The sequence below is a fragment of the Neobacillus sp. BP17 genome (genome assembly GCF_059579525.1).
Window position 1 is genome coordinate 2559524 of the sequence record NZ_CM184198.1, and the last position, 14885, is coordinate 2574408.

Below are 14885 nucleotides of genomic sequence, written 5' to 3' on the forward strand. Positions count from 1 at the left end.
GATAGATGTGTCATCGCCTTTTTTCCATATTATTGGTCTAACGTATCTGATACGTGGATACCATGCAGACTTTGTTTTTTTGCTTTGCGGAAATGAAATAATTCATAGAAGGTTGGAATCACAATCAATGTTAAAAGGGTGGACACGATAAGACCAAAAATGACGACCACCGCAAGTCCTTTTGAAACAAGATTTAAACTCATCGCGGATTCATGTGCAACCAGAAGCGGAAGCATTGCAAATACAGTAGCAAGTGCTGTCATCAGAATTGGTCTTAGACGTACCTTTCCCGCTTCCATAATCGCCTCGCGAATACTCATACTCTCCTCATTATGACGGATTCGATCAACCAGCACAATCGCATTTGTAACAACAATTCCAACTAGCATCAACATTCCAATCCCAGAAGAGATATTAATGCTAGATTGAGTGATCACCAACCCTAAAAGTGAACCTATAGCTGCAAGTGGCAGAGAAATCAGAATAGCAATGCTTGCACGGAACGACTTTAAAGTAACCAACAAAATCATAAACACAATACCAATCGAGAACATTGCTAGTTTACCGAGTTCTACTAAATCATCCGATGACTGCATGGCAGAACCAGTGATTTCTGCACTTGTTTCTTTGCCAAATGTATTATTTTTGTCCCATCCAGCGATCTGTTTTTGAATTTCGCCCGCTACGTCCACCATTTTATCTGAATCCACAAAAGCATTTACTTGAAGATAATGATGACCGTCTTTTGAATAGATGGTACCTGGTTCCTTACTCTCTTCTATCTTAGCAATCCTTGAGAGAGGAACTGGTCCATTGGGTGTCATTAGCTGCAAATCTTTTAAATCATTTACCGTTTGAATTTCTTTGAGGGCTCCTAATTTAACCGTAGTGGACCGACCATCTATTTTAATGCTTCCAATCGCAGCAGGCTGAATCATGGCATGAATCGACTGAGAGATTTCCTGTGCGTTGGATAATTTTGAATCCACCGTAATTGTAACGGTTGGCTTTGTATTTTGATCGTTACTTTCGACTTTTTGTACGCCAGCAATGGTACTAATTTCTTTCTTGACGAGATCAGCAGATTTTTTTATGTCATCTTCATTTTTGCCAATGATATCCACTGAAACTGTCGTTTTATTTACTCCCAACAAACCAGCAGTGTCTGCAGTCAGCTCCACACCTGGGAATTGATCTTTTGTTTTTCGAATGTCTTTTACAAATTTGGCGGAATCGGTCCCTTCTTTTGGGAAAACCATAAATTGAACCACGTTTGCATCTTGTAAATTTCCATACTGCGCAGCACCTTCATTGACTCCTGCTATCGCTATACGGTTCTTTACCCCTTCTTTATCTGCAAGAATGCTCTCCATTTTAGAAATCCCGTCATTTATTTCACTTAATGGGGTTCCGTTATGATAGCGAAGACTGATGGCTATGTAGGCGGAATCTTTCTGATCGACAGACCCTTTAGGCATGCTGACAAACAGCCCAACTGACCCGGCCACCACCAGAACTACTAGTATGATAGGAAGCCATTTATGGTTAAGCGACCATTTCAACACAGTGGGGTAGAACGAATTTGTCTTGTGTTCTCTCACCTTTACCTTTTTCATCATAAGGCCGCTGAGTACTGGTACGACGGTCAGCGAAACCAGCAATGAAGCTAGTAGTGAACAAGTGATCGTAATCGCAAACGGGGCAACCAGGTCTCTTAAACCTCCCGAAACAATCATCATTGGGAGAAATACGGCCACCGTTGTAAGGGTGGAGGACGTAATGGCTGCGCCCACTTCTTTAACAGCTTCGATAAGAAAGGCAGGGGTTAGTTCATGATCTTTCTTTCTTCGATAAATATTTTCAACGACAACAATACTATCATCCACCAGTCGTCCGACTGATACCGCAATCCCTCCAAGGGTGAGGATGTTTAACGTAACGCCAAAAAATGAGAGTAAAATCATTGTGATACAAAGAGAAAGTGGAATGCTGACAATCGTGATCAGGGTCATTCGGAAACTGCGAAGGAATAACCAGATAATAAGAGTCGCAAATAATGCTCCGGTCAATACTTCTCTAGTCATCGAGTTAATTGAATCAAGAACGGTATTCCCTAAATTCATAAAAATAGTAGCTTGTAGTGTTCCCTCATAGTCTTTGTTAATTTGTTTAACCGCATCTTCTACTTGTTTCCCGAGGGTTACCGCATTGGAGGTCGAATCCTTCTGAATTACGACGTCGATAAAATTCTTCCCGTTCAAATGGGTGATGCTTGCGGTATCTTTTTGCATGGTTATTTCAGCGACATCTTGCACTTTTGTCTTATTATTTAACTGAATATTTTTGAGGTCATCAACGGATTCTAATTTTCCTGTTACGATGATACTTGTTGCTTCGTTGTTTAGGGTTTGTTCGCCCACTGCCACCGATGCATTTTTTCCTTGAAGAAGAGTGTAGAGCTTTTCAAGCGGGTATTGTGCGGCTGCGAGTTTGACTGGATCGACTTTGATTAGCACTTGTTGATTGTTCCCGCCGTTGGTGATGACATTGCCGACACCTTTTAAGTCTTGGAACATCGGCATAATCTCGTTTTCTACTAGATTTAGCTCATGATTGCCAATTTCCTTGTCAAAGGTAAGACCTAGTTCCACAATCGGAATTTCAGATGTGTTTAGGTTGACGACGTAAGGTTTCATGACTCCAGTGGGAAGATTAACCATTGAAATTCTTTCTTGAATTTGTTGTTTAGCTTCTTTCACATTAATGTCAGATTCAAAGGTGACGGTCATCTGCGTGAAGTTATTTCCTGTTTGAGCAGCTACATTTTGTTTTCCTCTGACGTCATTTAATGCTTTTTCAATTGGCTGTGTTACCTGTTCATCCATACTTACAGCATCCATGCCGTTTCCAACCACTGAAATGGTCACGTAAGGCTGATCGGCAGACGGCATCAGTTCCATTGGAATCGTGGTGTAACTAAAAATACCAAAAATCATAGAGGCAAACACAGCGAAAGCTAATGCCGCCTTGTTCCGTAATGCCCATTTGGTAAACCAAGTCATAAAGGACCCCCTAGTAATAAAGTGGCAAAACCAGGTAAATTATACCATTTTCCTCATACTATTAATAGGGTATTTTTCCTGATTTTACAAAAAATACTGCTGGAAAATAAATACCATCCAAAATTCAAGAACAAGAGACTTGTAAGATAGAAAGAAAGCCGCCAAGAAATGGCGGCTCTCTGCTTATTGTTGGACTTGCTTTTGATGCTCCATGACCTTCTTGTGTGAAGGATAGAGGAGACATCTCCATCGGTGAATTAAAAGAAGAAATGCTGTAATCGGCTGCAGCAATCAAATTTAGTTACTCTATTTCAAGACTCTGAAGATAAAAGACGAACTCGGGTAAAAATAACACAAGAAGGTATCCGTGTGTATGAGCAATTAAAATTATTATTCTTTGCTCTGTAGGTATGAGAATGTATAGGCGGAGAATTTCCGGCTAATGTATATAGGGGAAGCTTAAGAAGCAGATATAACCGGAGATATTCCGATTAAAAGATCTACATAAGACAATTATCTAAAGATTTGGATGATATAAACGGATAAACTTCCTTTATTTTTCAGGAAATATGGGTATTTCCCAATTTAAACGGAATTTTTCCGTTTATTTTTCAAACACAGTGAAATCCACATTCAGTTATAACAGAACCAATTATTAAAAGTGAAAAGGGATGGTGTATGATGGACAAACAGCTTCCACCTGGACAATTCGAAACCGAAAAATGGCCAATACTGCATCAAGGGGATGTTCCCGAGTTTAATGAAACCACATGGAATTTCAGACTCTTTGGTGAGGTAAAAGAAGAAAAGTTTTTATCTTATAAAGAAATCATGGATCTTCCTAAGACCATCTCAACCGTTAACATGCATTGTGTTACCACCTGGTCTAAGTTTGATACAACCTTTGAAGGCATTGCACTTAGAGAGTTATTAAATTCCGTTGAAATAAATGAAGAGGTAAAATACATTAAAATTTACGGTTATTACAATGGAGACCACTTCGGTTATTCTGCCAACCTGCCGCTCGAGCCTTTATTGGGGGACGATTCTTTGTTTGTCTACCGTTGGAAGGATAACGCACATGATTGGCAGGATATCGATCCAAAACATGGTTATCCACTAAGATTTATTCCACCAGAAATATTTTATCTCTGGAAAGGTTCCAAATGGGTTTCAGGGATAGAATTTATGAAAGATGACGAGGCCGGTTTTTGGGAGGAGTTAGGCTATTCGATGACAGCCAATCCATTTAAAGAAGAACGATACCGTTAACGTTGATGCATATACAATGCCTGTCCCTGCTATTTAGGACAGGCATTTCTTATGCTTTATAATAAACTCAAAATTTCATTTCCCGCATAGAGGAGGAATTAATCATAAATCAATCCTATAAAATTGTCCGATGTGGCTGTACCCAATAAAGGGTATCGTTTTTTTGTTTGAAATGTAATCACATAATCACTTCGTATGGCAACGGATATTTAACATTGGCAATCGTGGTTATTTTAAGGTGCCAGGTTAAATAATTCGAATGCAAGGGGCACATTGGCGATACCCTCAATAAAATAAAAAAAGCCATCATTTATGGGGAGGGTGTGCCATGAATGCCTACGTGCTAGGTTTTCGAGAAATTGACCATAAGCAGCTTATGGCTGTTGGGGGAAAAGGGAAAAACCTTGGAGAACTGTCGAGAATTGAGGGAATTCGGGTGCCAGTAGGCTTTTGCATTACTACAGAAGCCTACAAAAAAATTATCAGCGATAACAGTCCATTTGATTACTTCCTCCATCAACTCGATCAGCTAAGAGCCGATGACAGGGAAGAAATCTGTGTCATTAGTGGAAAGATCCGCAGCCTTATCGAGAAAGCGGAAATACCCCTGGAGATAGAAACAGAGATCATTCAGTACCTGTCAGAGTTTGGCGAGGAGTGGGCCTACGCAGTTCGTTCCAGTGCCACTGCCGAGGATTTGCCTCATGCGTCCTTCGCAGGGCAGCAAGATACGTTTTTAAATATCAAAGGAAAAGAAGAAATCCTTCGGCATATCCGTAAGTGCTGGGCCTCCCTGTATACAGATAGGGCGGTGATCTACCGCATTATGAATGGATTCGACCATCGAAAGGTTTACTTGTCAGTCGTGATCCAAAGGATGATTTTCCCGCAAGCTTCAGGGATCTTGTTTACGGCCGATCCTGTCACTTCCAACCGCAAGGTGCTATCAATCGATGCTAGCTTTGGACTTGGGGAAGCCCTTGTCTCTGGTTTAGTGAATGCAGATAACTATAAGGTTCGAGAGGGAACCATTGTTGAAAAGACGGTCTCTGCCAAGAAACTAGCCATTCATGCATTAAAAGAGGGTGGTATAGAGGAAAAAGAGATCGAGTGGGACCAACAGAATCGGCAAACCCTTACAGATTCGCAGATTTTACAGCTGGAGCAAGTAGGAAGAAAGATTGAGGCGTATTTTTCCTGCCCGCAGGACATTGAATGGTGCCTTGCTGAAGAGGCGTTATATATCGTGCAAAGCCGCCCCATCACAACCTTATTTCCAATTCCGGAAGATACCGATGGGCAGAACAGGGTTTACTTGTCGTTTGGCCATCAACAAATGATGACAGATGCTATTAGACCATTGGGTATGTCCTTTTTAATGGATCTATTCGATGAATTTCCGCTTCGTAAAGCGGGTGGAAGACTGTTTCTTGACCTTACTTACGACCTGGCCACTCCCGTTGGCCGGAGGATCCTGCCTTTTGTGATGGGCAAGAACGACCCTCTCTCAAAGAATGCGATGTTAAGCTTAATGAACAGAAAGGATTTCAAGAATTCATTGCCACGGGGAAAGAGAGTATTCAAATTTGGCACAAAGGGACTTTCCTGGACACTTCCCTTACACATAATCAACATCTACCGAAAAAACGACCCCATGATCACTCAGGAACTCATCACTCTAAACGAGGCATCCATAACGGAACTGCAGGAACGGATTACAACCTTTTCGGGAGAAGAACTGTTTACTTTCATTAGGAAAGACCTTAAGAAATTAAAAGAACTCTTTTATGATCCTAGAGGATTAGGAGTCATTATGGTTGGGGTATTAGCATGGGACTGGATCAATAAAAAAATGGAAAGATGGTTGGGGGAAAGGAACGCAGCCGACACACTTTCCCAATCGGTGGCAAACAACGTTACATCTGAAATGGGTTTTGCACTCATGGATGTATCGGATATCGTTCGGCCATATCCTGACGCGATGGAAGTTTTACAACATGCCTGCGATGACACCTTTTTCGAGGACCTAGCCGAATTGGAAGGAGGGCGGGCAATTATTAGCGCTTTGAGTGGGTACCTTACAAAATACGGAATGCGCTGTTCTGGAGAGATTGATATCACAAGAACCCGTTGGAGAGAACAGCCCACCGCACTGATCCCCATGATTCTTAGCAATATAACGAATTTTCCTCCTCATTCCAGCAGAGTTAAATTTGAGCAAGGCAAGTGGGAGGCAGACCAGAAGGGGGAGGATCTTCTGAAAAGATTGGAGCAATTGCCCGATGGCAAACGAAAGGCAAAAAAGACAGAAAAGATGATCAGCATTTTGCGCAATTTTATCGGCTACCGGGAATTTCCCAAGTACGCTTACATTAGACGTTTTGATCTCTACAAGCAGGCACTGATGAAGGAGGCCGCTCTACTTGTTCGAAACGGGGTCATCCAAGAAAAAGAGGACATCTACTATTTAACCTTTGAGGAGCTTTATGAAACCGTTCGAACCAACCATTTGGATTACAAGATGATTCATAAGAGAAAAAGGGATTATCAAGTTTTTGAGAAGTTGGCACCACCAAGGGTGATGACGTCCGAGGGCGAGGTCGTAACTGGTGCATATAACACTGATGGTATCCCTCAAGGCGCCTTGGCGGGAACCCCCGTATCTTCCGGCATCATCGAGGGCCGCGCACGTGTCATATTGAAAATGGAGGAAACTCACATAGAGGATGGGGATATTCTCGTAACCACATTCACGGATCCCAGCTGGACACCGCTGTTTGTATCTGTCAAAGGCTTGGTGACGGAAGTAGGCGGACTGATGACCCACGGATCCGTCATTGCGCGCGAATACGGTCTTCCGGCCGTTGTTGGAGTGGAAAACGCCACGAAGGAAATAAAAGACGGGCAGAGGATCCGGGTGAACGGTACAGAAGGGTATATTGAACTTTTATGATTGTATGTCTCATATAGAAAACTATGTAATTAGCTTAAGGTTATCGACTTCTTCCCACCGAAGCCATCGCCAACGTCCAGTCACCCAACCAATGTAGTGATTGGGTGAAAAGAGAACAATACAACTCTCTGGTTTCATCTAACTGAATGTCCAATCACCTCCAACTCCTTTTGCATATATTGGATTACTCTAATCCACTATGCAAGGAAGGTGAGCTCATGAAGAAAGTGGCCATCTTGGGAGGAGGGGTGGCTGGCCTAAGTGCGGCACATGAACTGGCAGAAAGAGGGTTTGACGTAACGGTATACGAAAGCAAAACCATTCCGGGTGGAAAAGCACGCTCGATTCCTGTTCCCCATTCCGGGACGAGCGGCAGAAAAAATCTACCGGGAGAACACGGATTCCGTTGCTTTCCCGGATTTTATCGTCATATCATTGATACGATGAAACGAATCCCTTTTGACCAAAAGCAAAGCGTTTATGATCAATTAGTAACAGCTCGGGAAATGGGACTTGCCCGCTTTGATCATAAACTAGTCGCAATCTCCACTTCCATTCCGAAATCGATGACCGGTATCAAAAAGAACTTGAAAGCATTGTTCGATTCAGATTGGGGACTTACAGAGAAAGAAGTGGTTTTCTTTACGGAGCGGCTTTGGCAGGTGATGACGAGCTGCAGGGAACGAATCATGGATGAATATGAAAGGATTAGCTGGTGGGATTATCTAGATGGAGATAACCAATCGAAGAACTTCCATGAAGTGTTTGCTTCCCTTTCCCGCTCATTGGTTGCCGCGAAATCTACAGAAGCAAGCGCCAAGACCTTCGGTACGGTTCTTTCCCAACTCCTTATCGGTATCCTTACACCGACTAATGATTCGGACCGAGTCCTGAACGGACCCACCAATGAGGTGTGGATCGATCCATGGATCAGCTATTTGAAACAAAAAGGAGTTCGGTATTTTACCAATGCAACCGTAAGCGGCTTTCACCTCAATGAAGGCAAAATCACGGGTGTCCATATCAATAGGGCAGGAAAGGACGAGTATGTCAATGCAGACTTTTACTTAAGTACTCTCCCGGTGGAAGCCATGGCCCCACTAGTTTCCTCTGAAATGCTTAGGGCGGATCCGGCGCTGATAGGATTGAAGAGGCTTGTCAAAGATGTTGATTGGATGAACGGGCTCCAGTTCTTTATGAAACGGGATGTGCCCATTGTAAACGGCCATCTGATCATTATGGATTCTCCGTGGGCGATTACGGCCATTTCACAAAAGCAATTTTGGAACGGAAAGGATCTTCAAGACTATGGGGATGGCCAGGTTAGGGGCATTATTTCGGTTGATATTTCGGAATGGAACCAACCAGGCATCCTTTTAGGAAAAAAGGCAATCCATTGCACGAAAGAAGAAATTAAAGAGGAAGTATGGGCACAGCTGAAAAAAGCCTTAAATCACGAAGAAGTGTTGCTTCGGGATGAGGATGTACACTCTTGGTTTTTGGATCCGGACATTCATTTCGACGATTCCGGCAAAATGATCAATAGTGAGCCTTTGCTTATAAACAAAGTTTTTGCGTGGAGCTTAAGACCCTATGCTTTTACAAAGATCCCCAATCTCTTCTTGGCTTCCGATTATGTGCGTACAAATACCGATCTGGCGTCGATGGAAGCGGCCAATGAGGCGGCCCGCCGAGCGGTCAACAGTATACTTGATGCGGCAGATTCAAAGAAAAGGAAATGCAAGATTTGGGACATGTATAAATTTGACCTATTAACTCCCTGGCACATTCACGATTGGATTCGCTATAGGAAAGGGCTCCCCTGGAATGGCGGCTCCTCCTTCTGCTCAAGGGTTGTCTACTTCCTCCTCAATGCAGGTAAATATGCTTGGGGAAAAGTCCAACAGTCTAGATGGTTTTGGTAGCCTAACCTGAACGCAACGCATTCAACCATATTACTAAAGGAAGTACATGGAACGTGAACGTGTGCTTCTTTTTGTATTGTAGACCATTTTAAAATTCTAATTTTTTCCAGAAGATGATGAGACATTCTTCTAGAGTCATTTAAGAATTTGTTTCATAATCTTCTCAATCTTCAGGGAAAAGTCAGACTTTTGGCAGGCAGTCAAACAAGATAGAAGGCTTGACACTTTAAAAGCCATAGCCATAAATGACTACATTTTTGCCGTGAATGAAGCGGTGAATAACAAGATGATGCATTATGCTGGCGTCATGACAGAGGAGTCAATATTCTTATTAAAAAAAACCAGACAAGATCGCTCTTCTGAGGTGACCAACATGGATTACAAAATAAGGGAATGAAAAAAGCACTTGATATATTATATTTGTTAGACTAGTATAATTATTATCTCTTAAAATTACATATGAATTTGTTAACAATTAGTTAAGATGCCTTTAGGGCTTAATAGGGAATCTGGTGCAATACCAGAACTGTCCCCGCAACTGTAAGTGTGGACGAAATAGACAAACCACTGAATCGATTATTTTTTTGTCGATACGGGAAGGGTCTAGAGTAGGGAGAAACACAAGTCAGGAGACCTGTCTTAGCTTTTTTAGTTTCGATTACTTCGGGGGTTGAGAAGATGGAACGTTTAGGCAAAAAGGAGTATTTAATATTTTCTTTTTGTGCTGACGTTTTATCCGTTCAACTAATGTTGAACGGATTTTTTTGTGTTTGATTCTAAATCTTTTTGAGGTCTCATAGTTTAGATGTAGATTAAGAAGAAACAAGCTTTAAAAAATTGAATAGATTAGGGATAGGTGCACATGAAAGAAAAATGTGCTTAAAAGGGAAGTACGGTTTAAATCCGTCACGGTACCCGCCACTGTATGGGGAGTTCATTGCAAATGTCACTGAAGGAATTCGGGAAGACGCAAAGGAATGATGAACCTAAGTCAGGAGACCTGCCTATACCTAAAGAGCTTCAATCAACCTACGGGAACATAGGTAGAAGTGCTGAACATACATCGCTATTTTTTTGTGTGTATAAATTCTGCACCCCTATGTCCATAGGGGTGCTTTTTTTACGTAAAAAACGAAAAGGAGAGTGTGACATGACTACTTGGAATTTACAAGGGACGAAACACCATGTTTTCATTTGCAACGGCAGCAGCTGTATGAGAAAGGGTGGGGAGGAAGCAACACAAGCGATTCGGAATGAAATCATCAATTTAAACTTAGATTCACTCATACATACAACAAGAACGAGATGCAATGGGAGATGTAAGGACGCTCCCGTTGCCATCGTCTATCCGTCCGGGACTTGGTATAAAAATGTAACCCCAGAAGTGGGAACTACAATTGTAAAGCGTCATCTGGCGGAAGGTCATTGCCTTCAGGAGCATGCGATCTATCAATATTCCGAAGCAGGATTCATGCAGCCAGAAGGGTCGGAATGCGTCGAAGGAGTACAAAAAGCGGATAAAGAAAAGATGTAACAGCGGATTGTAGCTGGAGTCTAGCTTGGAAATTTGGAAGGTGGCGTAATAGTGTGAAAGGCAAATTATTGGTGATTGGTTTTGGCCCTGGTGATGAAAAACATATTACCGGACGGGCAAAAGAAGCTATTCAAGAAAGTGATATCATCATCGGCTACAAAACCTACGTTGATTTAATCAAGGTATTAATAACTGGAAAGCAAATCATCAGCACAGGTATGACAGAAGAAGTGAGCCGTGCCCAGGAGGCTGTGAAGCAAGCTGAGCTAGGTTACACGGTAGCCGTCATTTCGAGCGGGGATGCCGGTGTATATGGAATGGCAGGACTGGTCTACGAAGTGCTAATTGAAAAAGGCTGGAAAAAAGACTCAGGGGTAGAAGTGGAGGTGGTCCCTGGCATTTCCGCGATCAACTCCTGTGCTGCATTATTAGGCGCGCCGGTCATGCATGATGCCTGTACGATCAGCTTAAGTGACCATTTGACACCTTGGAGCTTGATCGAGAAACGAATCGAAGCGGCCGCTCAAGCTGATTTTGTGATTGCCTTATACAATCCAAAAAGCGGGAGAAGAACACGGCAGATCATGGAAGCACAAAAAATCTTACTAAAATATCGCTCCCCAGACACCCCTGTAGGATTGGTAAAGAGTGCTTTCCGTGATAGTCAAAAAATCGTCTTAACCAATTTACAAGAGATGCTAGAACATGAAATTGGCATGTTAACCACCGTTTTAATTGGTAACTCTTCCACATTTTTTTACGATGGCTTGATTATCACACCGCGCGGTTATCAACGGAAGTATACATTAAATCAGGCAATACAGCCGTTGAAACCACATCAGCGTCTGCAGAAGGAAGCTGAACCATGGGCACTGGAGCAAGCGGAAGATGTAACATTGGTGAACAAAAAACTAGTCACCCCTACCTCAGTGAAAGAGTCGCCAAGAGAGCTGGCTGAGGAAGCCTTGGAAAGGATCCTTGGTGAGGACGATGGACCATCCCAAGGTTTAATGGTGAAGCAAGACTTTCAATCTATTTTTGAGGTAGCGGTCAGCCCAGGTGTCGCCAATAAAAAATTTACAGCGAGTCAGATGGTCATTCTTTCCGAAATCGTTGGAGAAGAAGGGGTCATGGAATACACACAAGACCATTATATGAAGCTGCAAATTTTAACCTCTAAGCCTGATGAGATTATTGAAAAACTTACGGCGGCCAACTTTTTGATTGCTCCTGTTGGCGACGTATTAACTGTAAAAGCCTGTGATTTTTGTGATGGAGAAAAGAAGGATTCCATCCCTTATGCCGATGAGCTGCAGGAAAGGCTTGGCGGCATGGAACTCCCCAAAGAATTGAAACTGGGTGTGAATGGCTGCGGCATGGCCTGTTATGGAGCGGTAAAAGAGGATATTGGCATTGTCTACCGCAAGGGAGCGTTTGATTTATTTTTAGGAGCCAAGACAGCCGGAAGAACCGCACATCCTGGCCAAATCGCAGCGGAAGGGATTGCACCGGACCAAATTGTCAGGGTCATAGAGGGGATTGTTCAAGCGTACAAACAAAAGGCCTATCCAAATGAACGTTTCTATAAATTTTTTAAACGGGTCAAAGAGGTTCAAGGTTTTGTGTACCAGGATATCACACCAAACCTTAAAATCGAAGCGGCTGTTTGCGGGGAGTAAAGGGAAGAAGTCTAGCGGTCAATTGGTAGGGAAGGCATTTACAAACAAAGGGGAGGAAATATTTTGAAAGCAATTTTATTTGTGGGGCATGGGAGCAGAGATCAAGAGGGAAATCAGCAGGTTCGTGAGTTCATCGGTGAGTTGAGAAAGACTTGGGATGATTCTTACCTAGTTGAGACGTGCTTTTTAGAATTTGAACGACCAACCGTTAATCAAGGAATTGATCTGTGTGTCGAGAAAGGGGCCGACCATATTGTCGTGATTCCAATCATGCTCTTACAGGCAGGACACTCGAAAATTCATATTCCGGCAGCTATTGATGAGGCAAAGAATAAATATCCACTTGTTCAATTTACATATGGCCGGCCAATTGGTGTTCATGAGGAAACATTTGAAATTCTAAGAACGAGATTAATAGAAATTGGCGAGAATTTAGAATCCATCGAAGACGATACGGCTGTCCTTTTGTTAGGACGAGGCGGAAGCGATCCCGATGCGAATAGCGATTTATATAAAATTGGTAGATTACTATGGGAAAAAACAAACTATAAAATCGTCGAACCTGCGTTTATGGGGGTGACCAATCCCCTTGTGAACGAAGGGATTGAGCGCTGTATTAAGCTTGGAGCAAAAAAAGTGGTAATCCTGCCTTACTTTCTATTCACCGGTATCCTGATTAAACGGTTAGAAGATATGATGGTTCCTATTCAAAATCAATATTCCGCGGTTGAATTTCAATTGGCTGACTATTTTGGTTATCATCCAAAATTACAGGCGATTTTAATCGATCGGGTGGAAGAAGCCCTCCGTGATGAGGTGAAGATGAACTGCGATACCTGCCAATACCGTCTCAATGTAATGGAACACATCGATCATCACCACCACCATGATCATGACCACGATCATCATCACGGCCATGACCATCATCATCACCATCATGACCACGACCATCATCATGATCACGAACATGCAGGGCAAAAGGCAGGAGATAGAGGATGATTTTCGTATTAGCCGGTACAAGTGATGCTAGAGCCCTTGCTTTAGAAATAAAAGAGGAGGGCTTCGATCTCCTGGCCTCCGTTGTCACAGATAATGCAGCGGTTGAATTAAGGGAGTCAGGGATCCCTGTTCAAGTAGGAAGATTAACGGATGAAGATATGGTGGGGTTGATTGATACAAAAGGGATTCTAGCGGTTGTCGATGCCAGTCATCCGTTTGCGGAAGAGGCTTCGAAAAACGCAATCAAGGCGGCCCGAACGGCGGGAATCCCCTATATCCGGTATGAACGGGAGTCACAAACTTTCCAATATGACAACATGACAGTCGTCGAAAGCTACGAGGAAGCAGCGGAGCTGGCATTGGCCAAAAAAGGCGTGGTGATGCTGACGACCGGAAGCAAGACGCTTCAAATTTTTACAGAAAAACTATTAGGTAAACCGGACATCCGCTTAATCGCCAGGATGCTGCCTCGTGTGGATAATATGGAAAAATGTGAACAGCTAGGGCTGCCGCAGAAAAATATTGTCGCGATCCAGGGACCATTTTCAAAAGAGTTCGACAAAGCCCTATATAAGCAATATGGTGTGACCTTAATGGTGACGAAAGAGAGCGGGAAAGTCGGATCGGTCGATGAAAAGGTGGAAGCAGCCAAGGAACTGGGGATTGAGGTCATCCTTATTGGCCGACCGAAACTGAACTATGGTACCGTCTATGCTCATTTTGTCGATGTCATCTCAGAATTAAATAAAGAGATTGGTTCCAGACTCCCCGTCACCATACAACAATTATTTTAATACAGGAGTGAGAGAAATGGATTTTCGTACTGAATTTAAACCGTTAACCGTCCAACCGGAACAGATTGAAGGAAAAAGTTTTGAAATGATTAATGATGAAATTGGGGAGCATCCGTTTACCGAGGAGCAATATCCGGTTGTCCAGCGCATCATCCATGCATCCGCTGATTTTGAACTCGGGAAAAGCGTCCTCTTTCATCCTGACGCTATTCAGTCCGGCATCCGCGCGATTCGGAGCGGGAAAATGGTAGTTGCCGATGTTCAAATGATTCAAAGCGGGGCTAATAAAGCGCGAATTCAAAAATTCGGCGGAGAAATCAAGGTCTATATTTCTGACCCGGATGTGGTACAAGAAGCCAAACGGTTAAATACCACACGGGCGATTATTTCGATGCGAAAAGCGATTAAAGAAGCGGACGGCGGCATTTTTGCCATCGGGAATGCCCCAACCGCCTTACTCGAACTCATCCGTCTGATTAAAGAAGGAGAAGCGAAACCAGGTCTTGTCATTGGTCTGCCAGTTGGGTTTGTTTCTGCGGCTGAGTCAAAAGAGGAATTAGCCAAGCTCGATATCCCGTTCATCACCAATATTGGCAGAAAAGGCGGCAGTACCGTGACCGTCGCTGCATTAAACGCCATTTCCATTATGGCCGATCGGGGATAACCC

Annotated in this window: 10 protein-coding genes, 1 pseudogene and 2 riboswitches; of the genes and pseudogenes, 9 read left to right on the plus strand and 2 right to left on the minus strand. The window is 43.0% G+C overall.

What is annotated here, in order from left to right; translation table 11 throughout:
* Positions 1-29: 29 nt before the first annotated feature.
* Together AC4QJR_RS12430 and AC4QJR_RS12435 are read right to left on the minus strand one after the other, a co-directional pair.
* Complete coding sequence (locus tag AC4QJR_RS12430) at positions 30-3062, minus strand: efflux RND transporter permease subunit (RefSeq protein WP_496526368.1); 3033 nt, start codon at positions 3060-3062, stop codon at positions 30-32.
* A gap of 124 nt (positions 3063-3186) precedes the next feature.
* Complete coding sequence (locus AC4QJR_RS12435) at positions 3187-3357, minus strand: hypothetical protein (protein WP_496526369.1); 171 nt, start codon at positions 3355-3357, stop codon at positions 3187-3189.
* Positions 3358-3743: 386 nt separating this feature from the next.
* Here AC4QJR_RS12435 and AC4QJR_RS12440 point away from each other — a divergent pair, with 386 nt between their 5' ends.
* From AC4QJR_RS12440 to AC4QJR_RS12480, 9 genes and pseudogenes are all read left to right on the plus strand, one after another.
* Complete coding sequence (locus tag AC4QJR_RS12440) at positions 3744-4334, plus strand: molybdopterin-dependent oxidoreductase (RefSeq protein ID WP_496526670.1); 591 nt, start codon at positions 3744-3746, stop codon at positions 4332-4334.
* 328 nt (positions 4335-4662) lie between these two features.
* Positions 4663-7287: a phosphoenolpyruvate synthase gene (gene ppsA, locus AC4QJR_RS12445; RefSeq protein WP_496526370.1), complete on the plus strand. Its 2625-nt coding sequence runs from the start codon at positions 4663-4665 to the stop codon at positions 7285-7287.
* A gap of 218 nt (positions 7288-7505) precedes the next feature.
* Positions 7506-9212 (plus strand): hydroxysqualene dehydroxylase, encoded by a 1707-nt coding sequence (locus AC4QJR_RS12450; protein ID WP_496526371.1) that lies wholly within the window; start codon positions 7506-7508, stop codon positions 9210-9212.
* 166 nt (positions 9213-9378) lie between these two features.
* Positions 9379-9537 (plus strand): annotated as a pseudogene (locus tag AC4QJR_RS12455) (transcriptional regulator); the annotation flags it as partial.
* A gap of 140 nt (positions 9538-9677) precedes the next feature.
* Positions 9678-9868: riboswitch (cobalamin riboswitch) on the plus strand.
* 181 nt (positions 9869-10049) lie between these two features.
* Positions 10050-10234: riboswitch (cobalamin riboswitch) on the plus strand.
* Between the two features lie 128 nt (positions 10235-10362).
* Entirely contained in the window at positions 10363-10746 is a 384-nt protein-coding gene (locus tag AC4QJR_RS12460) for a (2Fe-2S) ferredoxin domain-containing protein (RefSeq protein ID WP_496526372.1), read from the plus strand.
* A gap of 53 nt (positions 10747-10799) precedes the next feature.
* The gene (gene cobJ, locus AC4QJR_RS12465; protein WP_496526373.1) at positions 10800-12425 is read left to right on the plus strand and encodes a precorrin-3B C(17)-methyltransferase; all 1626 of its coding nucleotides are present in this window, start codon (positions 10800-10802) and stop codon (positions 12423-12425) included.
* A 63-nt stretch (positions 12426-12488) separates the two neighbouring features.
* Positions 12489-13424, plus strand: a complete 936-nt coding sequence (locus AC4QJR_RS12470; RefSeq protein WP_496526374.1) for a sirohydrochlorin chelatase — start codon at positions 12489-12491, stop codon at positions 13422-13424.
* Positions 13421-14218: a precorrin-6A reductase gene (gene cobK / locus AC4QJR_RS12475; protein WP_496526375.1), complete on the plus strand. Its 798-nt coding sequence runs from the start codon at positions 13421-13423 to the stop codon at positions 14216-14218. Before AC4QJR_RS12470 ends, cobK begins: the two co-directional genes overlap by 4 nt.
* Positions 14219-14234: 16 nt before the next feature.
* Entirely contained in the window at positions 14235-14882 is a 648-nt protein-coding gene (locus tag AC4QJR_RS12480) for a precorrin-8X methylmutase (RefSeq protein WP_496526376.1), read from the plus strand.
* Positions 14883-14885 lie beyond the last annotated feature (3 nt).

What these genes read in the sequence shown, in the direction of transcription:
- ppsA (WP_496526370.1), top strand. Translation starts at nt 4,663, where the DNA reads ATGAATGCCTACGTGCTAGGTTTTCGAGAAATTGACCATAAGCAGCTT.
- AC4QJR_RS12430 (WP_496526368.1), bottom strand. Translation starts at nt 3,062, where the DNA reads ATGACTTGGTTTACCAAATGGGCATTACGGAACAAGGCGGCATTAGCT.
- AC4QJR_RS12460 (WP_496526372.1), top strand. Translation starts at nt 10,363, where the DNA reads ATGACTACTTGGAATTTACAAGGGACGAAACACCATGTTTTCATTTGC.
- cobK (WP_496526375.1), top strand. Translation starts at nt 13,421, where the DNA reads ATGATTTTCGTATTAGCCGGTACAAGTGATGCTAGAGCCCTTGCTTTA.
- AC4QJR_RS12450 (WP_496526371.1), top strand. Translation starts at nt 7,506, where the DNA reads ATGAAGAAAGTGGCCATCTTGGGAGGAGGGGTGGCTGGCCTAAGTGCG.
- AC4QJR_RS12440 (WP_496526670.1), top strand. Translation starts at nt 3,744, where the DNA reads ATGGACAAACAGCTTCCACCTGGACAATTCGAAACCGAAAAATGGCCA.
- AC4QJR_RS12480 (WP_496526376.1), top strand. Translation starts at nt 14,235, where the DNA reads ATGGATTTTCGTACTGAATTTAAACCGTTAACCGTCCAACCGGAACAG.